At 37.3% G+C, this 26,102-nt stretch carries 22 protein-coding genes; all 22 read left to right on the forward strand.

The genetic code is table 11. From position 1 onward, the window contains the following. Positions 1–193 precede the first annotated feature (193 nt). On the forward strand, positions 194–916 hold the full coding sequence (pyrH, locus tag ACI6MV_RS20440; RefSeq protein WP_407272177.1) for a UMP kinase: 723 nt from the start codon (positions 194–196) through the stop codon (positions 914–916). Between the two features lie 3 nt (positions 917–919). Further along, the gene (gene frr / locus ACI6MV_RS20445) at positions 920–1,477 is read left to right on the forward strand and encodes a ribosome recycling factor (RefSeq protein WP_407272178.1); all 558 of its coding nucleotides are present in this window, start codon (positions 920–922) and stop codon (positions 1,475–1,477) included. A 367-nt stretch (positions 1,478–1,844) separates the two neighbouring features. After that, complete coding sequence (locus ACI6MV_RS20450; protein WP_407272179.1) at positions 1,845–2,615, forward strand: undecaprenyl pyrophosphate synthase; 771 nt, start codon at positions 1,845–1,847, stop codon at positions 2,613–2,615. A gap of 11 nt (positions 2,616–2,626) precedes the next feature. Beyond that, positions 2,627–3,424: a phosphatidate cytidylyltransferase gene (locus ACI6MV_RS20455; protein ID WP_407272180.1), complete on the forward strand. Its 798-nt coding sequence runs from the start codon at positions 2,627–2,629 to the stop codon at positions 3,422–3,424. A gap of 28 nt (positions 3,425–3,452) precedes the next feature. Beyond that, the gene (locus ACI6MV_RS20460; RefSeq protein ID WP_407272181.1) at positions 3,453–4,595 is read left to right on the forward strand and encodes a 1-deoxy-D-xylulose-5-phosphate reductoisomerase; all 1,143 of its coding nucleotides are present in this window, start codon (positions 3,453–3,455) and stop codon (positions 4,593–4,595) included. Positions 4,596–4,613: 18 nt separating this feature from the next. Beyond that, complete coding sequence (gene rseP, locus ACI6MV_RS20465; RefSeq protein WP_407272182.1) at positions 4,614–5,870, forward strand: RIP metalloprotease RseP; 1,257 nt, start codon at positions 4,614–4,616, stop codon at positions 5,868–5,870. Between the two features lie 477 nt (positions 5,871–6,347). Continuing rightward, the gene (locus ACI6MV_RS20470; RefSeq protein ID WP_407272183.1) at positions 6,348–8,048 is read left to right on the forward strand and encodes a proline--tRNA ligase; all 1,701 of its coding nucleotides are present in this window, start codon (positions 6,348–6,350) and stop codon (positions 8,046–8,048) included. A gap of 139 nt (positions 8,049–8,187) precedes the next feature. Further along, positions 8,188–12,483, forward strand: a complete 4,296-nt coding sequence (locus ACI6MV_RS20475; RefSeq protein ID WP_407272184.1) for a PolC-type DNA polymerase III — start codon at positions 8,188–8,190, stop codon at positions 12,481–12,483. Positions 12,484–12,916: 433 nt separating this feature from the next. Then, on the forward strand, positions 12,917–13,390 hold the full coding sequence (gene rimP / locus ACI6MV_RS20480; protein ID WP_407272185.1) for a ribosome maturation factor RimP: 474 nt from the start codon (positions 12,917–12,919) through the stop codon (positions 13,388–13,390). 13 nt (positions 13,391–13,403) lie between these two features. Next, entirely contained in the window at positions 13,404–14,528 is a 1,125-nt protein-coding gene (gene nusA, locus ACI6MV_RS20485) for a transcription termination factor NusA (RefSeq protein ID WP_407272186.1), read from the forward strand. Positions 14,529–14,540: 12 nt separating this feature from the next. Beyond that, positions 14,541–14,822, forward strand: a complete 282-nt coding sequence (gene rnpM / locus ACI6MV_RS20490) for an RNase P modulator RnpM (protein ID WP_407272187.1) — start codon at positions 14,541–14,543, stop codon at positions 14,820–14,822. Then, entirely contained in the window at positions 14,815–15,114 is a 300-nt protein-coding gene (locus ACI6MV_RS20495; RefSeq protein ID WP_407272188.1) for a YlxQ family RNA-binding protein, read from the forward strand. Before rnpM ends, ACI6MV_RS20495 begins: the two co-directional genes overlap by 8 nt. Positions 15,115–15,133: 19 nt before the next feature. Then, a complete protein-coding gene (gene infB / locus ACI6MV_RS20500; protein ID WP_407272189.1) occupies positions 15,134–17,290 on the forward strand; it encodes a translation initiation factor IF-2 in 2,157 nt (718 codons plus the stop codon). Beyond that, positions 17,287–17,565, forward strand: coding sequence for a DUF503 domain-containing protein (locus tag ACI6MV_RS20505; protein WP_407272190.1), 279 nt, complete (start codon positions 17,287–17,289; stop codon positions 17,563–17,565). The genes infB and ACI6MV_RS20505 overlap by 4 nt, the downstream gene beginning before the upstream one ends. A gap of 38 nt (positions 17,566–17,603) precedes the next feature. Then, positions 17,604–17,963 carry a 30S ribosome-binding factor RbfA gene (gene rbfA, locus ACI6MV_RS20510; protein ID WP_407272191.1) on the forward strand — a complete coding sequence of 120 codons (360 nt, stop codon included), beginning with the start codon at positions 17,604–17,606 and terminating at the stop codon, positions 17,961–17,963. Between the two features lie 540 nt (positions 17,964–18,503). Further along, on the forward strand, positions 18,504–19,397 hold the full coding sequence (gene truB / locus ACI6MV_RS20515) for a tRNA pseudouridine(55) synthase TruB (RefSeq protein ID WP_407272192.1): 894 nt from the start codon (positions 18,504–18,506) through the stop codon (positions 19,395–19,397). A 258-nt stretch (positions 19,398–19,655) separates the two neighbouring features. Then, positions 19,656–20,597 (forward strand): bifunctional riboflavin kinase/FAD synthetase, encoded by a 942-nt coding sequence (locus tag ACI6MV_RS20520; protein WP_407272193.1) that lies wholly within the window; start codon positions 19,656–19,658, stop codon positions 20,595–20,597. A gap of 127 nt (positions 20,598–20,724) precedes the next feature. Next, positions 20,725–20,994 carry a 30S ribosomal protein S15 gene (gene rpsO, locus ACI6MV_RS20525; RefSeq protein WP_407272194.1) on the forward strand — a complete coding sequence of 90 codons (270 nt, stop codon included), beginning with the start codon at positions 20,725–20,727 and terminating at the stop codon, positions 20,992–20,994. Positions 20,995–21,177: 183 nt separating this feature from the next. Next, the gene (gene pnp / locus ACI6MV_RS20530) at positions 21,178–23,286 is read left to right on the forward strand and encodes a polyribonucleotide nucleotidyltransferase (RefSeq protein WP_407272195.1); all 2,109 of its coding nucleotides are present in this window, start codon (positions 21,178–21,180) and stop codon (positions 23,284–23,286) included. Positions 23,287–23,552: 266 nt separating this feature from the next. Further along, entirely contained in the window at positions 23,553–24,503 is a 951-nt protein-coding gene (locus ACI6MV_RS20535) for a polysaccharide deacetylase family protein (protein WP_407272196.1), read from the forward strand. Positions 24,504–24,532: 29 nt separating this feature from the next. Then, a complete protein-coding gene (locus ACI6MV_RS20540) occupies positions 24,533–25,744 on the forward strand; it encodes a M16 family metallopeptidase (RefSeq protein WP_407272197.1) in 1,212 nt (403 codons plus the stop codon). 84 nt (positions 25,745–25,828) lie between these two features. After that, positions 25,829–26,059 (forward strand): YlmC/YmxH family sporulation protein, encoded by a 231-nt coding sequence (locus ACI6MV_RS20545; RefSeq protein ID WP_407272198.1) that lies wholly within the window; start codon positions 25,829–25,831, stop codon positions 26,057–26,059. The last annotated feature ends 43 nt before the right edge of the window (positions 26,060–26,102 follow it).

A 26,102-nucleotide genomic window follows, 5' to 3' on the forward strand; every position in this document is an offset into this window, starting at 1 on the left:
GAGTCAAATAGGGGACACAGCGTGTTCCCTATTTTCAAAATCATTTCGAGGTTTAACTGAAAAGCCGAATTAATTGATGAGAGATGCCGATTTTTATCAATTATCAGCAAAATCGTTTATAATAACCTTAAAGCTTGACTGAAAAGATAGGGGAAATTATGTTTTTCAAAATACATATAAAGTGGAGGTAATTATGACAACTGCTCGCTACCAAAGAATCGTATTAAAACTGAGTGGAGAGGCTTTAAGTGGGGAATTGGGATTCGGAATCGAACCACAAGTCATTCAATCAATTGCCAAGCAGGTAAAAGAAGTTGCTGAACTAGGTGTTGAAGTTGCTGTAGTCGTAGGTGGCGGTAATATATGGCGCGGTAAAGTTGGTAGTGAAATGGGTATGGATCGAGCGAACGCAGATTATATGGGAATGCTAGCAACAATTATGAACTCATTAGCACTCCAAGATAGTTTAGAAAATCTTGGAATACCTACACGAGTACAGACATCGATTGAGATGAGACAAGTTGCAGAGCCATACATTCGTAGAAAGGCGATCAGACATTTAGAAAAGAAACGTGTAGTCATTTTTGCTGCAGGCACTGGCAATCCTTACTTTTCTACAGACACGACTGCTGCATTAAGAGCAGCAGAAATCGAAGCGGAAATTATTTTAATGGCTAAAAATAATGTTGATGGGGTTTACAGCGCAGATCCAAAATTCAACAAAGACGCGAAGAAGTATGACCGATTAACTTATTTAGAGATTCTAAATGAAGGGTTAGCCGTAATGGACTCAACAGCGTCTTCACTATGCATGGATAACGATATTCCTTTATTGGTTTTCTCTGTATCAGAAGAAGGCAACATTAAACGAGCAGTTCTCGGTGAAAATATTGGCACTATTATAAGGGGGAAATAACTCATGACAAAAGAGATTATTAAAGATACGAATCAAAAGATGTCTAAATCAGTTCAAGCATTTTCTAAACAATTAGCGACTGTTCGTGCAGGAAGAGCTAATCCTTCTATACTAAACAGCGTTGTAGTAGATTACTATGGTGCAGCTACACCATTGAATCAATTATCAACGATTTCTGTCCCGGAAGCGCGCTTGTTAGTTATCACACCATTTGACAAATCTTCTACAGGTGACATTGAAAAAGCTATCATGAAGGCTGACTTAGGCTTGTCACCTTCAAGTGATGGAAATGTCATTCGTATTAATATTCCTGCTTTAACGGAAGAACGCAGAAAAGAGTTAGTTAAAGTGGTAGGTAAATATGCTGAGGAAAGTAAAGTACAAGTAAGAAATGTGCGACGCGATTCCAATGATCAGTTGAAAAAGGCAGAAAAAGACGGCGAGTTAACAGAAGATGAATTGCGTGGATTCCAAGAAGAAGTACAAAAAGAAACAGATAAATATATTGCAGAAATCGATCAATTAGTTAAAGATAAAGAAAAAGAGATTTTGGAAGTTTAACAATCTGCTTATTTAAGTAATAAGAACCCTCTTAATAATAGGGGGTTTTTGCACTTTTTTACTGGATAGATAACTATAGATTACTTATATTGTGGTTATCTGTAAAGTTAGGGTTAGCCACGGTTGCTGATGATCGATATACAGTATTATTCACCTTTGTCTCCTTAAATATCAAATCCTTTATAAGTACATCACGATGCAAATCCTTATCTTTACATTATGACAGTGATTTGCTTTACGACATCATTAAATAGAATCAAAATAGGAAATATGGACAAGTATTCTTTATCTTCTTGCGCAAAAGTAATATACTAATCTTTAGGGTATAGATTTATTGAGGGATGCTTGACCTTATGGAGGATTTTTTATGCTTATCAACGGATTTCCTTTTTTTAAAAAGAAAAACCAATCAACTATAAATCACTCAGAATTACATTTGGGTGTGATACCTAAGCATGTAGCAATCATTATGGACGGTAATGGACGATGGGCCAAAAAGAGAGGTCTGCCACGTATTGCTGGTCATAAAGAAGGAATGGACAATGTTAAAAGAATCGTAAGAGTGGCTACAAAACACAAATTAGAAGTATTGACATTGTATGCCTTCTCAACGGAAAATTGGAAAAGGCCAAAAAAAGAAGTGGATTTTCTAATGGGACTGCCAAGTGAGTTTTTAAGTACATATTTACCGGAATTAATTGAAAATAATGTCCGAATACAAACAATTGGTGATTTTGAACCTTTACCAAGTTTAACAAAGCAAGCAATGACCAATGCTATACATAAAACGAAAGATAATGATGGTTTAATTCTTAATATTGCATTAAATTATGGTAGCAGATTTGAAATGTTAGAAGCTGTTAAAAAAATTGTTGAAGATGTGAAAGTAGACCAATATCCAATTGAAAATATAAATGAAGAATTATTTTCTAATTATTTATATACAAAACATATTAGCGATCCGGATTTTCTTATTCGTACGAGTGGTGAACAACGATTAAGCAACTTCTTATTGTGGCAGTGCGCTTATTCGGAGTTTTGGTTTACAGATGTGTTATGGCCAGATTTTGATGAAAAACTATTTGAACAAGCTCTGAGTGATTATGAAAAGCGAAAAAGACGCTTTGGGGGCTTATAGGGTGTGTGTATATGAAGCAAAGAACAATTACTGCTATAGTAGCCATTTTATTATTTTTTCCGTTTGTATTTTATAGCGGATGGCCTTTCTATTTACTTATTTACATTTTGGCAACGATTGGTGTATTAGAATTGCTTAGAATGCGAAAAACAACCATTTATCCAATCCCTACGATGTTTACATTGATTTTGTTATGGGCGTTATTGTTTCCTTACACAGAAGAAAATCCGTTTTTTGAGTTTGACATAACAAAATCAGAAATTATCTTGATGGTTGTCTTATTGTTGTTAGCGTACACCGTTTTAGTAAAGAACAAATTCACTTTCGACGATGCCGGTTTTTTATTGTTGTCTGGGTTATATGTTGGCCTTGGTTTTTATTACTTTATGGAAACTAGGGATGCCGATCAAGGCTTAAAATACGTGTTTTATGCGATTGTTGTAATATTATCGACTGATACAGGAGCATATATTTTTGGTCGTCTGCTAGGAAAACGAAAGTTGTGGCCTGAAATAAGTCCGAACAAGACAATCGAAGGTGCAATTGGTGGAATGCTTTTAGCTGCTATAGTTGCAATTACTTATCATACGTTTGTAGATTTGCCACATTCATATGTTGTTATTTTAATTGTTACTGTCTTAGCTTCTGCTGTTGGTCAAATCGGTGATTTAGTAGAATCAGCTTTTAAAAGACATTATGAAGTGAAGGACTCTGGTACAATTTTACCAGGACACGGAGGCATATTAGACCGATTTGACAGTTGGATATTTATTTTTCCGTTTTTGCATTTTATTCATTTTGTTTCATAGAATGGATTAGACATGGGGACGTGACTAGATGAAAAGAATTACGCTTTTAGGTGCTACTGGATCGATCGGATTACAAACATTAGACGTCATTCGTAATCATCCAGAGCAATTTAATTTATACGCTTTGGCTTTTGGAAGCAATTTTAGTAAAGCCATTCCATTAATTAAAGAATTTCAACCTAAGGTTGTTGTCGTAAAAGACATAGAAACAAAAGAAAAACTTTCACTAGAATTTTCTAGTACGAGCATTTTAGTCGGGAATACTGGTATGGTTGAAATAAGTGTTGATCCAAATACAGATATGCTTGTAAATGCTGTCATGGGAAGTGTAGGGCTAGAAGCTACGTTGGCTGCAATTAAGGCAAAAAAGAAGATTGCTATTGCGAATAAAGAAACGTTAGTTACTGCTGGTCACCTAGTTATGGAGGCAGCAGCAAAATATCAAGTACAGTTGTTACCAGTTGATAGTGAGCATTCAGCAATTTTTCAATGTTTGAACGGTGAGAAGCATCAAGAAATTAACAAACTGATCATAACGGCCTCAGGTGGTAGTTTTCGTGATAAAACACGAGATCAATTAGAAGGCGTTACTTTAGAAGATGCATTAAAGCATCCAAATTGGAGTATGGGGGCCAAAATAACCATTGATTCAGCAACAATGATGAATAAAGGATTAGAAGTTATTGAGGCACATTGGCTATTCAATATCCCATATAAACAAATTGAAGTAATTCAGCACACAGAAAGTGTTATTCATTCCATGATAGAATTCGCGGATAGCAGTGTAATGGCACAGCTAGGTACTCCTGATATGAGAGTTCCGATACAATACGCATTATCTTATCCTTCCAGACTTGATTTTCCAACAGCTAAAAAGTTAAACTTAGTTGACATAGGAAAGTTACATTTTAAGGAAATGGATTTCGTGCGATTTCCTTGTTTGCAAATGGCTTTTGATGCAGGAGAAGAAGGCGGAACAATGCCAACTGTACTAAATGCTGCCAATGAAGAGGCGGTTAGTCTATTTTTACAAGGGAAAATTTCTTTTCTAATGATAGAAACATTAATATATCGTGCGATGGAAAATCATCTATCGATTAAGGACCCAGATTTAGAAACGATTATACAGGTTGATCAACAAACACGAAAGCTTATTTCGTCTTATTTATAATAAAGGAGCGTGCTACCATTGAACACCATCATTGCATTTATTTTAATGTTTGGTCTACTCGTGTTTGTTCATGAGTTTGGTCATTTTATTTTTGCTAAAAAAGCAGGAATGCTCGTGCGAGAATTTGCGATTGGAATGGGACCGAAAGTATTTTCTATAAAAAAATCTGAAACACTTTATACCATTCGCCTGCTGCCGCTTGGTGGTTATGTTCGAGTAGCTGGAGAAGATCCTGAAATTGTTGATCTCAAGGCTGGACAACATATCGGATTGGAATTTAATAGTCAAGGCAATGTAAATAAAATTATCGTAAATAATAAGTCAAAGCACCCTAATTCCCGAGTAATTGAAGTAGAGCGTGCAGATTTAGATCATCGCCTCGTAATTGAAGGTTATGAAGTGGATGAAGAAGAGAAGTTGTTTTTCAATATTGATCCGCAAGCTGTATATGTTATGGATGAAAATGAAACACAAATTGCGCCTTACGATCGTCAATTTGCGTCTAAAACCAAACGCCAACGAGCGATGCAACTTTTTGCAGGTCCACTAATGAACTTCTTACTAACCGTAGTAATTTTCTTAGTGCTTGGCTTGTTACAAGGTGTACCTGCAAATAATGCGCTAATAGGTGATGTGTTAGAAGATAGTCCTGCCGCAGAGGCTGGTTTCCAAAAAGGTGATGAAGTAGTTCAGATAGAGGGATCGACGATTTCTACTTGGAATCAATTTCAAACATTAGTGCAGGACAGTCCTGAAGAAGAACTAGCAATGACAGTTATTCGAGATAATGAAAGAGTTGATTTAACTGTTGTGCCCGCTAGACTTGAAGCACAAGACAGAGTTGTTGGCCAAGTTGGTGTTCAAATAGCGTTAGAAAAATCTGTTTTCAAAGCAGTTCCGTATAGTATTGAACAAACATATTCATGGGCGAAAATGATTCTTGTTAACTTAGGAATGCTCGTTACTGGTCAATTCTCAATTGACATGTTATCTGGACCAGTAGGCATTTATGACGTTACAGATCAAGTCGTTCAAACTGGATTTTATAACTTCCTAACATGGACAGCAGCATTGAGTGTTAATTTAGGGATCATTAACTTGTTGCCATTACCTGCACTAGATGGTGGAAGATTAATGTTTGTCGGATTAGAAGCCGTTCGTGGTAAACCAATTGATCCACAAAAAGAAGGTATTGTACACTTTATTGGATTTGCCTTATTAATGCTACTCATGATTGTTGTAACCTGGAATGATATCCAGAGGTTATTTTTGTAAGTTTGTTGCGATATAAAATTCAAAATTGAAGTAATATCCGTCGTAGTAGTGATTGCTAATCCGGCGCTGTGGAAATATACGCCCTTTCCGCGGGGAACGCTCTACTCCTCCTCCCTCGCAAAAGGCGCTCACTGCGGGGTATTCAGACTGTTCCTTTCCCGCTGGAGTGGTGTATTTTTCCACAGCTTAGGGTAGTTTTCTGTTACACACCTTTTATGAAGCGTAAGGCCTACACTTTGAATCCTGAGGCCAGGTAAGGGTCATGCAGGCGTTGTCCGACAAAGACGGTTTTAGCCTGTAGTCCATAAGAGACTCACTAGCCCCCTGCGGAAAGAAAAGTGGATTTCCGGAGCGGTGCTAGCACTCTCAAACTACGATGGATATTAGGTATATTGTGCAGTAACAATTATCGGTTAGAAAACAGAGTGTAAGAAAAAGACGTATTCGGATTAAAGATATTTATAGAGGTGAAAGTGGATGAGGCAAAGCCAAACATTAATACCTACACTAAGAGAAGTACCATCAGACGCAGAAATTAAAAGTCATCAGTTATTAGTTAGAGCTGGTTTCATTCGTCAGACTGCTTCAGGCGTGTATAGCTATTTACCGTTAGGGAAAAAAGTATTGCGTAAAGTTGAAGAAATTGTTCGGCAAGAAATGGACAAGGCTGGCGCTAATGAAATGCTGATGCCTGCCCTTCAACCTGCAGAGCTGTGGAAAGAGACTGGTAGGTGGAACACATTTGGTCCTGAACTTATGCGAATGCATGACCGTCATAATCGTGAATTTGCACTTGGAGCTACACATGAAGAAGTAATTACGAGTCTCGTGCGTGATGAAGTATCGAGTTATAAAAAGCTACCGATAAATCTTTATCAAATTCAAACAAAATTTCGTGATGAGAAACGCCCTAGATTTGGCCTGTTAAGGGGGAGAGAGTTTATCATGAAAGACGCCTATTCTTTTCATGATTCTTTTGAAAGCTTAGATGAAGGTTATCAAAAAATGTACGCAGCATATAGTAATATTTTTAAAAGGTGCGGACTAAACTTCCGTGCTGTTATTGCTGATTCGGGTGCAATGGGTGGGAAAGACACTCATGAATTTATGGTGTTATCTGAGGTTGGTGAAGATACCATAGCATATTCAGATTCATCAGACTATGCTGCCAATATAGAAATGGCTCCTGTCTTGAATAATTATACAAAACAGGTTGAAGCTTTTAAAGAGTTGAAAATGGTGGAGACACCAACCCAAAAGACAATGCAAGAAGTTGCTGACTATTTAGGTCATTCTCTAGAAAAAGGCTTAAAATCGATCATGTTCAAAGTGGATGATCAGTTGGTACTTGTCGTTACTCGTGGTGACCATGAAGTAAACGATATTAAGTTAAAGAACTTAAATCAGGCTTCAGATGTTGAATTGGCAACAGAAGAGGAAACGAGAGCAGCTTTAGGTGCTGGATTTGGCTCGTTGGGTCCTGTAGATATTGAGGATAAAGTGGAAGTTGTTGCTGATTATGCCGTAGCGGCTGCAGTAAATGTATCATGTGGAGCGAACAAGGATGGTTACCACTATATTAATGTTAATCCTGACCGAGATTTCAAAATAAATAACTATGCTGACTTACGTTTTATTCAAGAAGGTGATGCTTCTCCTGATGGTAAAGGTGAAATTAAATTTGCTAAAGGGATTGAAGTTGGACACGTCTTTAAACTAGGGAAGTTATATGCTGACAAGCTAGGAGCGAGTTTTTTAGACGATCAAGGTAAATCCCAAACAATGATTATGGGTTGTTATGGTATTGGTGTGTCCCGAACAGCAGCATCAATTGTAGAACAATATAATGATGATAAGGGTATTAATTGGCCAATTGCAGTAGCACCGTTCCATGTCCATTTATTATCGGTCAATGCTAAAAATGATGAACAAAAACAGTTTGCAGATGAACTTTACCAGAAATTAATCGCAAAGGGCATCGAAGTTTTATACGATGACCGTAAAGAACGTGCAGGCGTTAAATTTGCAGACAGTGACCTGATCGGAATTCCTTTCCGGATCACGGTAGGTAAACGCGCAAACGAAGGGTATGTGGAATTTAAATACCGTAGTACGGGAGAACAAGAGGATATACATGAGGCTACAATAATTGGAAAATTATCAAGCTTATTAAAATAAAGGAATACAAATTAGGTAATTAAACCCTTGTCATATCAATTAATGACAAGGGTTTTAATTCGTAGTAGAATAATAAAATAAGCTTCTGTACTACATAGGTTTTAAGGATTATGTGTACTGGATACGGGGAGGAAGAAACATGAACATATCCAGCATGGAAAAAATGAATATGTTGTTAGAACAAATAGAGATATCTGAAGAAATGAAAAATGATTACTTCCAGGAAAGTGCGCTCATAAAACTAGAAATATATAAACAGCAAAAGAAATGGCACTTCCATTTTCAATTACCTAGTGTTTTGCCACCTTCCGCCTATCGTATTTTTACGATGAAATTACAAGAAACCTTTTCCAAATTTGCTACGATCGTAGACTGGACGATTTATACTGATAATAAAAAGCTAGACGATGATGCCATTTGTGATTATTGGATGGATTTCATCCGTTCATTGGAGGATTTATCGCCAGCTTATCGAGACCTAGTATATGAGCAAAGGCCAGCAGTAAATGGAGCTAAGCTTGTTTTAACTGCCCGTAATGGTGCAGAGGCAAATGCGCTTTCAAAACGATTAGATGGTGCTTTTAAAGCATATTGTGTTCGTATTGGCACATTAGCTTATACGTTACAGGTAGATGTGAAAACTGAAATAGATGCCATTGAAAAGTTTAGGGAGCAAAAAGCGATTGAGGATCAAAAAATCGTTCAACAAGCTGTGCGAGATAAAGAAGAACGAGCGAAACAAAAACCAGATGAATCGCAAAAAGGACCAATCTTTATTGGTGCCCAAATTAAAGACGATCCGATTCCAATGGAGCAAGTGCTAGAAGAAGAACGGCGCGTGGTTTTCCAAGGATATGTGTTCGATTCAGATGTAAGAGAGCTAAGATCAGGACGGCATTTACTTATTGCGAAAGTTACCGATTATACGAGCTCGTTTCACATTAAAATGTTTTCTAAAGGAGACCAGGATGAGGTCCAGTTTGCACAATTAAAAAAAGGTATGTGGGTCAAAGCGCGTGGTAGTATTCAAACAGACACCTTTACAAACGAACTGACGATGATGGCTAATGATATTAATCAAATCACACCATACGTAAGGAAAGACAATGCACCAGAGGGTGAGAAGCGCGTGGAGCTGCATGCTCATACAACGATGAGTCAAATGGATGCCGTTGTTTCTGCTTCAAGATTAGTTGAACAAGCTGCTAAATGGGGGCATACAGCTATTGCGATAACAGATCATGCTGTTGCACAATCCTATCCTGAAGCATATGGAGCTAGCAAAAAGCATGGTGTTAAGGTTTTATACGGATTGGAAGCTAATATTGTTGATGATGGCGTACCAATCGCATATAACGAAGCAGATATAGAACTTGAACAAGCAACTTACGTCGTTTTTGATGTGGAAACAACAGGTCTGTCTGCAGTTTATGATACCATCATTGAACTTGCCGCAGTTAAAGTCGAAAATGGAGAAATTGTTGATCGGTTTGAACGATTTGCCAATCCGCACCATCCATTGTCTCAAACTACAATAGATTTAACAGGGATTACGGATGACATGGTTAAGAATGCTCCTGAAGTAGAAGAAGTTTTAAAAGACTTTAAGGCATGGATGGGTGATGCGATCTTGGTTGCCCATAATGCAAGCTTTGATATGGGCTTTTTAAACCAAGGATTTAAGAGAATTGATATAGAAAAAGCACCTAACCCTGTTATAGATACGTTAGAATTAGCGCGATTTTTATTTCCTAACTTTAAAAACCATCGTCTTAACACGTTGTGTAAGCATTTGAATATTGAACTAACACAACACCATAGAGCGATTTATGATGCGGAAGCGACTGGCTATTTAATGTGGAAATTACTAAAAGATGCGTTCGAAAAAGAAATCGTTAATCATAAGCAATTGAATCAACATATGGGGGAAGGGAATGCGTATCAAAGGTCTCGTCCTTTTCACGTTACATTACTTGCTAAAAATGAAGTCGGCTTAAAAAATATATTTAAGCTTGTTTCCTATTCACATATCGACTATTTTTATCGTGTCCCGCGAATACCTCGTTCAGTGCTCACCAAGCATCGTGAAGGACTAATTATTGGATCTGGGTGTGATAAAGGGGAAGTATTTGAAACAATGATGCAAAAGTCAAAAGAGGAAGCAGAAAACGTTGCAGAATTCTATGATTATATAGAAATTCAACCACCGAGTAATTATAATCATTTAATTGAAAGGGAATTGGTCCAAAATGAAGCACAGATCTTTGACATTATCAGAAATTTAGTTGATATGGCCGAGAGAATGGGTAAAAAAGCAATAGCTACTGGGAACACGCATTATATCGAGCAACATGAAAAATTATATCGACAAATTTTGATAACATCACAAAAAGGTAACCCGCTCAACCGCCAAACACTTCCGGACGTTCATTTCCGGACGACGGATGAAATGCTACAATGCTTTGATTTCTTAGGTGACCAAAAAGCGAAGGAAGTAGTTGTAACAAATACACAGTATATTGCAGATTTGACAGAGGATATCAAGCCAGTAAAAGATGACTTGTATACACCGAACATTGATGGTGCTGAAGATGAAATTAGAGAAATGAGTTATGTGAAAGCACGAAGTATCTATGGGGATGATTTGCCGGAAATTGTGGTGAATCGGATCGAAAAGGAATTAAAAAGTATTATCGGACATGGATTCGCTGTTATTTATCTAATTTCGCATAAACTTGTAAAAAAGTCGTTGGATGATGGTTATCTTGTTGGGTCACGTGGTTCCGTAGGTTCATCACTTATTGCTACATTAACGGAAATCACTGAGGTCAATCCATTGCCACCTCACTATGTTTGTGAGTCATGTCACCATCATGAGTTTTTTAATGATGGTTCCGTAGGTAGTGGCTTTGATTTGGCAGATAAAAACTGTCCTAATTGTGGGTTAAACCTAACAAAAGATGGACAAGACATTCCCTTTGAAACATTTCTCGGTTTTAAAGGTGACAAAGTACCCGATATTGATTTGAACTTCTCTGGGGAATACCAGCCAAAAGCACATAATTACACGAAGGTATTATTTGGCGAAGATTATGTCTTTCGTGCTGGGACGATCGGTACTGTTGCAGAAAAGACTGCTTTTGGATATGTAAAAGGCTATGCGAGTGATAAAGGGATCCAATGGAAGGGCGCGGAGACAGAACGTCTTGTACAAGGTTGTACAGGCGTCAAGCGAACATCTGGTCAACATCCAGGAGGAATCATCGTTGTTCCAAGCGACAAGGAGATTTATGATTTTACTCCGATTCAGTTTCCAGCAGATGATCGTAACTCAGAGTGGAAGACGACTCATTTCGACTTCCATTCTATCCATGATAATTTGTTAAAGTTAGACATCCTTGGTCACGATGATCCAACTGTAATTCGTATGCTACAAGATTTGACGGGAATTGATCCGAAGACAATTCCAACCGACGACGCAGAAGTAATGAAGATATTTTCTGGAACAGATGCACTAGGTGTTACGCCTGAACAAATTAATTGTAAAACCGGCACATTAGGTGTGCCTGAGTTTGGTACAAAATTTGTGCGACAGATGCTTGAAGATACTAGTCCAAAAACATTCGCAGAACTAGTAATTATTTCAGGACTATCACATGGAACAGATGTATGGTTAGGGAATGCACAAGAGCTAATCAATAACGGAATTTGTGGGCTTCCTGATGTTATTGGTTGCCGAGACGATATCATGGTTTATCTGATGCATAAAGGTTTAGATGCTTCATTGGCATTTAAAATAATGGAATTTGTACGAAAAGGTAAAGGATTGCAGGATGACTGGATTGAAGAGATGAAAAAAAATCAAGTTCCGGATTGGTATATTGATTCTTGTAAAAAAATAAAATACATGTTTCCAAAAGCACACGCAGCTGCATATGTGTTAATGGCAGTTAGAATTGCTTATTTTAAAGTCCATCATCCACTGTTTTTTTATGCAGCGTATTTTTCTGTGCGTGCAGATGATTTTGATTTAGACACAATGGTCAAAGGGGCAACGGCAATTAGATCTCGAGTTGATGAAATTTCTAAAAAAGGCAATGATGCTTCTCCAAAAGAGAAAAATTTGCTGACCGTATTAGAAATCTCCTTAGAGATGAACGAGCGAGGCTTCTCCTTTGCAAAAGTTGACTTATACAAGTCTAGTGCAACCGATTTTCTAGTTGAAGATAATACGTTAATTCCTCCATTTAATGCGGTTGATGGATTAGGTACCAATGCGGCATTAAATATTGTAAAAGCAAGGGAAGAAGGAGAATTTCTTTCTAAGGAGGATTTACGAGAGCGAAGCCGGATCTCTAAGACGGTGTTAGAGTATTTGGATAATCATGGTTGTTTAGACGGAATGGCAGATGCCAATCAATTATCACTATTTTAGATAAATGTGTATAACTAAAAGCAAAATGGTAATACTGAATTACTAGAAATTGATTTCGGATATTTATCCCTGTACTTAGAAAAAAGGGATAATCTTGCATTAACAGCAAACTTGTGGTATATTTTCTATGGTGAGTAAGATACAGTTAGTCGAGAGAGTGGGTATATCCTACTCTTTTTGCTTACTACGGCTCGTTTGCAAGTTTTTTGAAGAGTCTCTCGCAATTGTATGGAAGTGGATGTAATCCCTTGCCGAAGCTACTGGCAAGGGATTTGTAATTGCCCTTTTATGTTTTCAGCAATTATTTTATACCACATAACTGATAAATGATTGTGTTCACCTTACATATGTTAAATGAATGGGTTGGAATTGAATATACTAACAAAAAATGAATCTAATGCAGCAACATTTTCTATATGAAGGAGGGATTATTTTGAGTAACCAAGTAGTCGAAAAAACAGAAGAGTTAGTAACACCAATCCTAGATGAAATGAACTTATATCTAGTAGACGTAGAGTTTGAAAAAGAAGGAAAAAATTGGTTCCTTCGTGTATACATCGATAAAGATGGCGGAGTTGATATAGAAGAGTGTGGGAAAGTTTCAGAACAATTGAGTGAAAAATTGGATGAAAATGATCCTGTGTCAGTTCCGTACTTTTTAGAGGTATCTTCACCAGGTGTAGAGCGTCCATTGAAAAACAAAAAGGATTTTGAAGAAAATATTGGTAAAACAGTTTACGTCAAATTATACGAGCCTTTAGATAATAGTAAGGAGTTCGAAGGGGTTTTAAATGAATTTACGGGTGATAGCCTAAAGTTAGAAATTAAAGTAAAATCCCGGAAAAAAGAAGTAGAGATTCCTTACGAAAAAATAGCTAAGGCCAGGTTGGCAGTAACGTTTAATTAAAGGGGGAAATACGGTGAGTAGTGAGCTTTTTGAAGCCATTCAGTTTTTAGAAAAAGAGAAGGGTATAGATAAAAATGTCCTCTTGGAAGCCCTAGAGGCTGCATTAATTTCGGCTTATAAAAAGAATTTTAAATCAGCTACAAATGTACGCGTAGATTTAAATGAAACAACAGGCAGTATGCATGTATTTGCGAGAAAAGATATTGTCGAAGAAGTTGAAGATAGCCAACAACAGATATCATTGGAAGAAGCGAAACAAATTAATCCGAATTATGATATTGGTGATGTTGTTGAGTTAGAAGTTACACCTAAGGATTTTGGTCGAATTGCTGCCCAGGCTGCAAAGCAAGTTGTAACGCAAAGAGTAAGAGAAGCAGAACGAGGCGTGATATTTAATGAGTATATTGATCGCGAAGAAGATGTCATGACTGGAATAATCCAGCGTATGGACCCTCGTTTTATCTATGTTCACTTAGGTAAAGTAGAAGCTAGATTACCGGAAAGTGAGCAAATGTCAACAGAGGAATATAATGTACATGATCGACTCAAAGTATTTGTGACTAAAGTGGAAAATACAAATAAAGGACCACAAATTTTTGTTTCACGCACACATCCTGGACTTCTAAAAAGATTATTTGAAATGGAAGTTCCAGAAATTTATGATGGAACTGTAGAAATAAAATCTGTTGCTCGAGAAGCTGGCGATCGATCTAAAATCTCTGTACACGCAGAAAATCCAGAAGTTGATCCTGTAGGCTCATGTGTCGGTCAACGTGGTCAACGTGTTCAAACTATCGTAAATGAGCTGAAGGGCGAGAAAATTGATATCGTAGAGTGGTCTGAGGATCCTGTAGTTTATGTGTCCAATGCACTTAGCCCTTCTAAAGTAGTTGAAGTGTTAGTGAAAGAAGAAGAAAAAGCGACTACAGTTATTGTTCCGGACTACCAGCTTTCTTTAGCCATTGGTAAACGAGGTCAAAACGCTCGACTTGCAGCTAAATTAACTGGTTGGAAAATTGACATAAAAAGTGAATCAGAAGCTAGAGAACAAGGTCTCCTATCCGAAAAGCCAGAAGATGATTTTTATGAGCAAGATATATATACTGATCTTGACGATGATGACGATTTATTCAAATAAGGAGGGGAATTTATGGCACGTGTGAATAAGAAAATTCCTCTTAGAAAATGTGTAGTGACCCAAGAATTAAAGCCGAAAAAAGAGTTGATTAGGGTTGTCCGCAATAAAGAAGGCGAAGTATTTGTAGACCCAAGTGGGAAACAAAATGGTCGCGGAGCTTATGTGTCAAAAGACGCTACAATTGTGAACCAAGCGAAGAAAACGAAAGTACTTGAACGTCATTTAAACGCACAGATTGATGAACAACTATATGAACAATTACAATTAATTATAGAAGGTAAAAAAATTGAGTAAAGATTATTTAAATTTATTAGGTCTTGCATATCGAGCAAGAAAATGTACTTTAGGCGAAGAATTGATTATACGGGATATTCAAAGTAAAAAAGCAAAGCTAATTTTATTAGCTAACGACACTGGTCCACAAACTACGAAAAAAATTACAGATAAATGTAATTTTTATAAAGTACCTTTGTTGGTTGTTGATGATCGGGAAACCATTTCTCGTGCAATTGGAAAGTCAGGGAGAGTTGCAATTGCTATTCTAGATCAAGGATTTGCTACTAAAATTACATCGTTACTCGATTAATCTATTCGGGGGTGAACGTATGAGTAAAATACGCGTTTATGAGTATGCCAAACAAAAAAATGTTCAAAGTAAGAATGTAATTGATAAGCTGAAAGAATTAAATATTGAAGTGACTAATCATATGTCAACAATATCAGATCAAACGATTAAAACATTAGATCAAACATTTAGTCCAGATGAATCAGCTAGTTCATCAAAAGTAGAGCAACAACCGACGAAAACGAAACAGACAAAGTTCAATGACAAAAGATCAAATGATAAGCCAACAACTCAAGGGAGAGGCAACAACAATAATCAACCTAGAAATGGTGGCAAAGCAAAAGGAAATCCGAATAATAGAAATAATCAGCATTTTAATAAAAGGAATAGACAACAAGGGCAAAGTAATAATCAACAGCAACATCAGCCTAAAAAAGTTGAGGTTCCTTCAAAGATTACTTATAGTGGTTCCTTATCCGTTAGTGAATTGGCACAAAAGTTAACGAAGCAAACAGCAGAAATTATCAAAAAATTAATGGGTCTAGGTATAATGGCTACTAAAAACCAAGATTTAGACGAAGAAACAATTGAGTTGATTTGTGCTGAATACGATGTTGAAGTAGTGCAAGAGGTATTAATTGATGAAACAGACCTCGATATTTATAAGGCTGATGAAAACGAAGAAGAGCTTATAGAGCGTCCTGCAGTTGTAACTATTATGGGGCACGTTGACCATGGTAAAACTACACTTCTTGATTCCATCCGTGATACAAAAGTAACGGAAGGAGAAGCTGGTGGTATTACACAGCATATTGGTGCCTATCAAATTGAGGAAAATGGTAAGAAAATAACTTTCTTAGATACACCGGGACACGCTGCATTTACGAGTATGCGTTCGCGTGGTGCTAAAATAACAGACATCGCAATTCTAGTTGTAGCTGCTGATGATGGTGTTATGCCACAAACAGTTGAAGCAATCAACCATGCGAAGGCTGCTGAGGTACCGATTATCGTAGCTGTAAATAAAATTGACAAAGAAGGCGCAAACCCTGATCGTGTTATGCAGGAATTAACAGAGCATCAATTAGTTCCTGAGGTTTGGGGTGGCGACACCATCTTTGTTCCACTTTCCGCTTTAAAACGTGAAGGTATTGACGATTTATTAGAAATGATATTGTTAGTTACTGAAGTGGAAGAATTAAAAGCGAATCCAACTCAAAATGCTTTTGGTACTGTCATTGAAGCACAGCTCGATAAAGGACGTGGATCTGTTGCTACGTTACTCGTTCAAAATGGTACCCTTCACGTTGGGGATGCTATCGTAGTCGGTAATACCTTTGGACGCGTAAGAGCCATGGTAAATGATCTTGGTCGACGTGTAAAGGAAGCACCACCTTCAACTCCAGTAGAAATAACTGGATTAAGTGATGTGCCTCAAGCAGGAGATCAATTTGTTGTCTTTAAGGATGAGAAAAAAGCTCGTCAAGTTGGTGAAGCACGACAACAGCAACAAATTGAAGCTAATCGAAATGATAAAGTAAAAGTTAGCTTGGATGATTTGTTTGAACAAATTAAACAAGGTGAAATCAAAGATATCAATCTAATCGTTAAAGCTGATGTGCAAGGTTCGTTAGAGGCAATGGCATCTTCTCTTGAGAAAATTGAAGTCGAAGGTGTTAAAGTTCGAATCATCCATACGGGCGTAGGTGCGATAACAGAATCTGACATTATTTTAGCTTCTGCATCAAATGCAATTGTTATTGGGTTTAATGTTAGACCTGATGTAAATGCTAAGAAAGCAGCAGAATCTGAAAAAGTTGATGTTCGCTTGCACAGAATTATTTATAAAGTAATCGAAGAAATTGAATCAGCAATGAAAGGGATGCTTGATCCAGAGTTTAGAGAGAAAGTTATCGGTCAAGCTGAAATCCGTGAAATATTTAAAGTGTCAAAAATCGGCACAATTGCAGGAAGCTATGTTACTGACGGCAAGCTAACTCGTGATGCTGGTGTTCGAGTAATCAGGGACGGAATTGTCATTTATGAAGGTGAAATTGATACGTTAAAACGATTCAAGGATGATGTGAAGGAAGTTGCACAAAACTACGAATGTGGTATAACGGTTCAAAACTTCAATGACCTAAAAGAAGGCGACGTTTTTGAAGCATATATTATGGAAGAAATTAAACGCACATGATTTTAATGGCTGAAGTAGAATGCTTTCTTTATGAACCGCAGTCACTGAAGCAAAAACGATCAGTCATTAAAAAAATAATAACTCGGATACAAAATGATTATAATATTGCTGTAAGCGAAATTGATTATCAGGATTTGTGGCAAAGAACTTTAATAGGTCTGGTTACGATCTCGAGTGACAAAATTCAAGCAGAAAGGGTTATAGATCAGGCACTAAAGCTGATCGATTCCTTTCCAGAAATTGAACGTGCCACGACAAATAAAGAATGGTTGTAAAATACGTATTCCCTTCCTGACAGAAGAGGTGATGGATAATGAGTGATATTCGTGCAAACCGCGTTGGTGAACAAATGAAAAAGGAGCTAGGTGATATCCTAGGCCGCAAAATTAAAGACCCAAGAGTAGGGTTTGTTACCGTGACAGATGTAGAAGTTACAGGTGACCTACAACAAGCTAAAGTTTTCATCTCTGTGTTAGGAGAGGATAAGCAAAAGCAAGATACGCTTGTAGGGCTTGCCAAAGCAAAAGGTTTTATTCGCTCTGAAATTGGAAAAAGAATTCGCCTAAGAAAAACACCGGAGCTTTTCTTTGAATTTGATGAAGCGATAGAAACAGGTAATCGTATTGAACACATCTTACGTCATTTAAACGAAGATGATTCAACAGAAGATTAATCTAAGTTAAAACCCTTGCAAAGTTGAACTGCAAGGGTTTTAACTATTGTTAGAAGGTTGTTTTGTAAAAGGAGTTACTTTGTAAAATAGCTAATATTCATCGGTTTGAGAGTGCTTGCACCGCTCCGGAAATGCCCTTCGCTTTCCGCGGGGGGCTAGTGAGCCTCCTCGCGCTCCGGGGTCTCACTTAGGCCGTTTCTTAAGATTACAGGCTAAAACCGTCCTTGTCGAACAACACCTGCATGACCCTTGCCGGGCCTCAGGAGTCGAAGTGGATTTCCTTCGCTGCTAACGGGATTGCTCTTTGCGTCGGGTGATTGGAGCTCCGGGCAGTCGACTCCTGCGGGATAGCGCGAGCTGAAGATCCACTCAGAAGCGCATTTTGCTTCTGAGTTAGCTGAAGCCGTGCCCGCGGAAAGCGACTGCCCGGAGCGGAAATCACGAGTACTACGCCGGATTTTACTTAAAGTATGAATTATAAAGTGCGGCAAACTTTACGAAGAGAGCCAGAACAAATAACAATAGACGGAGGAAGACCAAATGGATGGAATACTACCTTTATGGAAGCCTAAAGGACTAACTTCTCATGACTGTGTATTTAAAATCAGAAAAATATTTCAAACAAAAAAAGTTGGTCACACAGGAACGCTAGACCCAGAGGTGGAAGGGGTGCTTCCAATTTGTATTGGTCAAGCGACTAAAATCGTACCCTTTCTTACAGAAACAAGGAAAACTTATAGTGCTGAAATTACTTTAGGTACAGCTACTGAAACAGAGGATCGCTATGGTAAAATAATTGAAGAAGCAAATGTCCTTGATGAATTTAGTAGTGTAGATATAAAACAAGTCCTTTCATCCTTTCATGGTGAAATTAAGCAAATACCTCCAATGTACTCAGCGGTGAAGATAAACGGCAAGAAGCTCTATGAGTATGCTAGAGAGGGAAAAGTCATTGAACGACCACAACGAACAGTTGCGATTCATCACATCCAATTGTGTGAAGGGTCTATCAACAAATCATCCAATAGACTATCTTTTAAATTTGATGTAGAATGCTCAAAGGGAACATATATTAGAACCTTATGTGTAGATATTGGCAAAGAGCTTGGTTACCCGGCGCATATGTCCGGTTTAGTAAGAACAAAAACAGGTTGTTTTGATAAGGACAATACCTATACATTTGAAGAAATTAATCAAGCCACTGACCTTGCATCACTGCTTGAACCGATCGTCAAAGGTGTGGAGGATTTGTCGGTATATTATGTAGATGAACACATAAAGAAAAAAGTTTTAAACGGACAAAAGCTAAATTTGCCTGATTTGCTACCGGCGACTGACCCGTTTCGTGTCCAATATCATGACGAATTGCTCGCCATTTACAAGTCTCACCCCGATGATAAGCAACTTATGAAACCTGTTCGTGTTTTTAATTAGTTATAAGAGGTTGTTCAAAAAGGTGCCAAATGATCAGCGGCGAACTCTAGAGTTGGTTCATCTTTCCGGTTATGGAAAAGCAAATCACTTTTCCTTATCTCATCTAGGAAAAGCCTACACTGCGGTCGCGGGGACTTCACCGCCTCGACCTTCTTGCTGCTAATTAGTCACCTTTTTGAACACGCACTATAATCAAAAAAATTCGTTATAAGGAGATGATCTCCGGATCTCTCCATTTAGAAATAAGTAGGTGATAACATGCAATGCATTCGATTATCTTATCCACATCATCTTTTGAAAGTAGAATTACCCGAAACTATAGCTGCAATTGGCTTTTTTGATGGCATTCATAAAGGACATCAAAAAGTCATAAATACTGCAATAAAAGAAGCAGACCGACAAAACAAGAAAAGTGCTGTTATTTCCTTCTTTCCACATCCTTCTGTCGTATTAAGAAAAGACAAGCAGCATGTACATTATTTGACGCCGTTACGAGAAAAAGAAGCAATTCTAGAGGAGATGGGTGTTGACCTATTTTATATCATCACTTTTGACCCTCAATTGTCTAAATTGTTACCTGAGGAATTTATCAACCATTTTATTATAGGTTTAAACATAAAGCAGTTAGTTGCAGGATTCGATTTTACGTATGGGCACAAAGGGGAAGGATCGATGAAAACGATCGCGACTCATGCTAAAGGTGAATTTGGCTATACCATTATTGATAAACTAGAAGCTGGCGACGAAAAGATAAGTTCGACTTTAATAAGAACCCTTTTGAAAGACGGTAAAATCGAGCGCGTTAATGAACTACTAGGTAGGGCTTATATGGCAAGAGGTATTGTAGTAGAAGGTGACAAAAGAGGACGAACGATAGGTTTTCCAACAGCGAATATTGAGCCTGCTATTGACTTTCTGATGCCTAGAGTAGGGGTATATGCTGTTCTTGTTAAGCACAATGGTAAAGAATACAAAGGAATGGCTAATTTAGGCTATAAGCCTACATTTCATGAAGATGCAAATCTGCTAACAATAGAAGTTCATATTTTTGATTATAAAAATGATCTGTATGGGGAAGAATTATGTATAGAATGGCGAAACTATATTCGAGATGAGAAAAAATTCAATGGAATAGAAGAATTAGTTAGTCAGATTAAAAGAGATGAGCAAGAAATTCGGACAATCCTGACGCAGATTTAGGTTTATCCCTTGCTTTTTTTGTCAAAAAGATGTACTCTAAAATACGGAAACCTTCTCTTGGCAATACGAGTCTCCGACGGTTGCTGGGAGGATGGGGATCTTCGAATAATAATAGGAGGTGAAACGGATGGCAATCACAAAAGAGCGTAAAAATGAACTTATTGGTGAATACAAAACGCATGAAAATGATACAGGTTCACCAGAAGTACAAATCGCTGTCCTAACTGAAGAAATCACAAGTCTTAATGAGCATTTACGTGTTCATAAGAAGGATCACCATTCACGTCGTGGTCTTTTAAAAATGGTAGGTAAGCGTCGTAATCTACTTAACTACTTGCGTACAAAAGACGTAACACGTTATCGTGAGTTAATTAAAAAGCTTGGCTTACGTCGTTAAGTGTACTTAAAAGCGGGAGAATTCCCGCTTTTTCTGTACAAAAAAAATTATACATAAAGCTTATCCTTTAGAGGTTTTTTTAGAAATAGTATAGTTTTCTTCAAAATATTTCTAATAATTTTTAACAACCTCATATAGAAGGGCACCTTTAATACTTATTTTTGAGAGGAGTATAACTACACAATGGCAGAAGAAAAGAAAATTTTCTCAACGGAAATTTCTGGCCAGCCATTCTCCGTTGAAATTGGAGAATTAGCAAAGCAAGCGAATGGGGCTTGTATGGTACAGTATGGAGACACATCTGTATTAGCAACGGCAACAGGGTCAAAAGAACCAAAAGATTTGCCTTTTTTCCCTTTAACAGTAAACTATGAAGAACGATTATACGCTGTTGGTAAAATTCCAGGAGGTTTCATTAAACGAGAGGGACGTCCTAGTGAAAAAGCTGTACTTACATCAAGATTAATTGACCGTCCAATACGACCTCTTTTCCCAGATGGATATCGAAATGATGTACAAGTAATTAGTATCGTAATGAGTGTAGATCAAAACTGTCCATCTGAGATAGCAGCGATGATCGGCTCATCAATCGCGCTTTCCATTTCAGATATACCTTTTGGTGGCCCTATAGCAGGCGCTATTGTCGGTAGAGTAGATGGTGAATTTATTATTAATCCTTCTACTGAGCAACGCGAGAAAAGTGATCTTGATCTTATAGTTGCTGGTACGAAAGATGCAATTAACATGGTAGAAGCTGGTGCTCAAGAAGTACCTGAGGAAATCATGCTCGAAGCGATTATGTACGGTCATGAGGAAATTAAACGTTTAGTTGAATTCCAAGAGAAAATAATTGCAGAAGTTGCTAAAGAAAAAATGGAAATCACTTTGTTTGAGCTTGATAAAGCATTAACAGTTGAAGTTGAAAGTAAAGCAAAGGCGACGTTAGTGGAAGCAATCCAAGTGCAAGAGAAGCATGCACGTGAGGATGCAATTAACAAAGTTAAAAAAGAAGTAGTCGCTGCTTACGAAGAGCAAGAAGCTGATGCTGAAACAATGAAGCATGTTAAAGGCATTCTTGATAAAATCGTAAAAGAAGAAGTTCGTCGTTTAATTACAAAAGAAAAAATTAGACCTGACGGACGTAAAATCGATGAGATTCGTCCATTATCATCACGCATTGGTGTTCTTCCTAGAACACACGGTTCTGGATTGTTTACTCGTGGACAAACTCAAGCACTAAGTGTTTGTACTCTAGGCGCACTAGGCGATGTTCAAATTCTTGACGGTCTGGATCTAGAAGAATCAAAACGATTTATGCACCATTATAATTTCCCTTTATTTAGTGTTGGTGAAACAGGACCAATAAGAGGACCAGGTCGTCGCGAAATTGGTCACGGAGCGTTAGGGGAACGTGCACTAGAGGTTGTTATTCCTTCAGAAAAAGACTTCCCTTACACGATACGATTAGTTTCCGAAGTATTAGAATCTAACGGTTCAACTTCTCAAGCTAGTATTTGTGCTAGTACATTAGCAATGATGGATGCAGGTGTGCCAATTAAAGCACCAGTAGCTGGGATTGCAATGGGTCTAATAAAATCTGGAGAAGATTACTCGATTTTAAGTGACATTCAAGGTATGGAAGACCATTTAGGTGATATGGATTTTAAAGTAGCTGGAACTGCAAATGGTGTAACAGCACTACAAATGGATATCAAAATTGAAGGTCTTTCTAAAGAAATATTAGAAGAAGCACTAATACAGGCGAAAAAAGGTCGTATGCATATTCTTTCTCATATGTTAGAGGTAATAGGCGAGCCAAAGGAAGAACTTTCTCGCTATGCGCCTAAAATTCTTACAATGAGCATTAAACCTGATAAGATTCGTGATGTAATTGGACCAAGCGGAAAACAAATTAATAAAATCATTGAAGAAACAGGCGTTAAGATCGACATTGAACAAGATGGATCTGTATTTATTTCATCAACAGAAATGGATATGAACCAAAAAGCGAAGAAAATTATCGAGGACATTGTCCGTGAAGTAGAAGCTGGAGAAATGTATCTTGGTACTGTTAAACGCGTTGAAAAATTTGGTGCCTTTGTGGAATTGTTTAAAGGTAAAGAAGGTCTTGTTCATATTTCTGAGTTGGCAGAAGAACGGATTGCTAAAGTGGAAGACGTTGTAAAAATTGGCGATCAAATTATGGTGAAAGTAAAAGAGATCGATAATCAAGGAAGAGTGAATCTTTCAAGAAAAGCTGTCCTTGTTGAACAAAAACAACAAAATGGATAATGAACGACTAAGTAAGAAGCTGGCATGCCAGTTTCTTTTTTAATACCGTTGAACACTACTATAAGAGGTTGTTCCAAAAGACACCAATTGGTTAGTGGAATGCTTGAACTGGATCATCTTGCTGGTTATGGAAAAGGTAATCACTGTTCATTACCTTACCTTTTTACGCATTCGTTTCTTTTTGAGCACGTAGTGTAAGGATAACATTGTTAAATTCGTTCTACCTTGTCCCTTTCATTCATAAAGTTTTAATGGGAGGGATACAATTGAAACGAACACTTATCCATATCGTTACTTTTTTGTTGATTGTCTTTATAGCATATCAGCCACAATCAAACTATTTCAGTATGAATAATCTATCTAATTATATGCAACTGTCACAACAAGTAACTTCGAATCAAGACCAATTAATGGCCGATATTAAGAAAAAAAGTCAGGAATACGAAGAACCTCCTCAAAACGCAAGAGTTGATGAAGTGTGGAAGAAGTTACCTGGACGCAATGGAATCCGTGTGAATATAGAAGAATCATATAAGCAAATGAAGGAAAACGGTAAGTTCGATGAATCATTACTTGTTTATGAACAAGTGCGTCCAGAGGTTAGTATAGAAGATTTACCACCTTCACCAATTTATCGAGGGCATCCTGATAAACAAATGGTAGCACTTTTAATCAATGTTGCATGGGGGGAAGAAAATATTCCCAGTATGCTTAATACGCTTAAAAAAAATAGTGTGAAAGCAACTTTTTTTATCGAGGGGAAATGGGCTAGCAATAATGCAGATCTCGTAAAAATGATAAAAGAAGAAGGTCATCTAATCGGTAATCACGCATTTAATCATCCAGATATGAAACATCTCACGAAAGAGCAAAATTTAGAGCAAATAAAGAAAACAAATGACATTATAAAAGCGATAATAGGTGAAGCGCCGAAGTGGTTTGCACCACCAAGTGGAAGTTTTAATGACGAAGTAGTCAAAATTGCTTCGGAATTGAAAATGGAAACAATCCTATGGTCTGTGGATACGGTTGACTGGAAGAAGCCAAGCACATCGGTTATGTTGAATCGAGTTATATCAAATATACACCCTGGGGCAATGATTCTCATGCATCCTACAGATGTAATAGAACAAGGAATCGAACAACTAATTTTGAATCTTAAAGAAAAAGGGTATAAAATTGGTACGGTTGACAGACTATTAAGTGAAAATAGATAAACATGGATGAATGATTGGGAGGATTTACTTTGCTACAGAAACATACATGTCAGAATGGTCTACGAGTTGTATTAGAAGAAATCCCTGCTGTTAGGTCAGTAACGATTGGTATTTGGATTCTTGCTGGCTCAAGAAATGAACAAGAACATGAAAACGGGATGTCACATTTTTTAGAGCATATGTTTTTTAAAGGAACAAAAACACGTTCTGCAAAAGATATTGCCGAAGCGTTTGATGCAATCGGTGGACAAGTAAACGCATTTACGTCAAAAGAATATACGTGCTATTATGCTAAAGTTCTCGATACACATAAAGAGTATGCGATGGAAATACTGGCAGATATGTTTTTCAACTCTGCTTTTGACGCTGCAGAGATGGAAAAAGAAAAGAAAGTAATAGAAGAAGAAATCAAGATGTCTGAAGATACACCAGATGATATCGTGCATGATCTACTTTCAGTGGCTTCCTACGGTAAGCATCCGCTTGGTTACCCGATTTTAGGTACTGAAAAAACATTAGCGGCATTTACAAGAGACGATTTAAAAGCTTATAAGGACAGATATTATATACCAAAAAATATTGTGATATCGATTGCGGGAAATGTAGATACCTCTTTTGTAAACAAAGTGGAATCGCACTTCGGTACTTTCAAGTCTGACCAAGCATTATACACTTATCAAAAACCGGAGTTCATTGCAGACCATATGGAACGAAAGAAAGAGACAGAACAAGCTCATCTGTGTATGGGTTTTAATGGCCTCTCCGTGGAAGCTGATAATATGTTTAGTCTCGTTGTTATGAATAACATTCTTGGTGGTAGCATGAGTTCTAGACTATTTCAGGAGGTTCGTGAACAACGAGGATTGGCCTATTCCGTTTTTTCTTATCACAGTTCGTTCTTAGATAATGGCCTATTAACGATTTATGCTGGTACTGGTAAAAACCAATTACCAATCTTAAAAGATACAATTGAAGAGACAATTAGTGATTTGGTTGCTAATGGACTTTCTGACAAAGAGTTGAAAAATAGTAAGGAGCAGCTTAAAGGTAGTTTAATGTTAAGCTTAGAAAGCACAAATAGTAGAATGAGTCGAAACGGGAAAAATGAATTACTTCTAAAAAGACATCGTACACTTGACGAAATGATTGACGAAATTGATGCAGTCAACCATGACAGTATTGAGAAAGTAATACACACATTATTCACCGGCTCTTACTCAAGTGCGTTAATTGCTCCATAACATGAATCACCTGTGATTTTTTATCATAGGTGATTTTGTTTTTACATATGTATTAATAGTCCAAGTATGTTAGGAGGAAAAAAATTGAGATATAAAGATTTAAGTGGAAAAGAAATTGTTAATGTTAAAAAAGGAGCTCGGTTGGGTGTTCTAGGTCAAACAGATTTAGAATTAAATGAGAAAACAGGACAAATAGAATCCTTTCTTATTCCAAATTACAGTTGGTTTGGATTAAAAAAAGAAGGCGAAAGTATTCGGATAGATTGGCAGGATATAAAAAAAATCGGAGAAGATATGATTATAATTGAATCTTAATGGTCACCAAACTCTGCTATGTAGCAGAGTTTTTTTATTGTCT

The organism is Radiobacillus sp. PE A8.2, from assembly GCF_045635475.1.
Lineage (GTDB): Bacteria > Bacillota > Bacilli > Bacillales > Amphibacillaceae > JBJGXI01.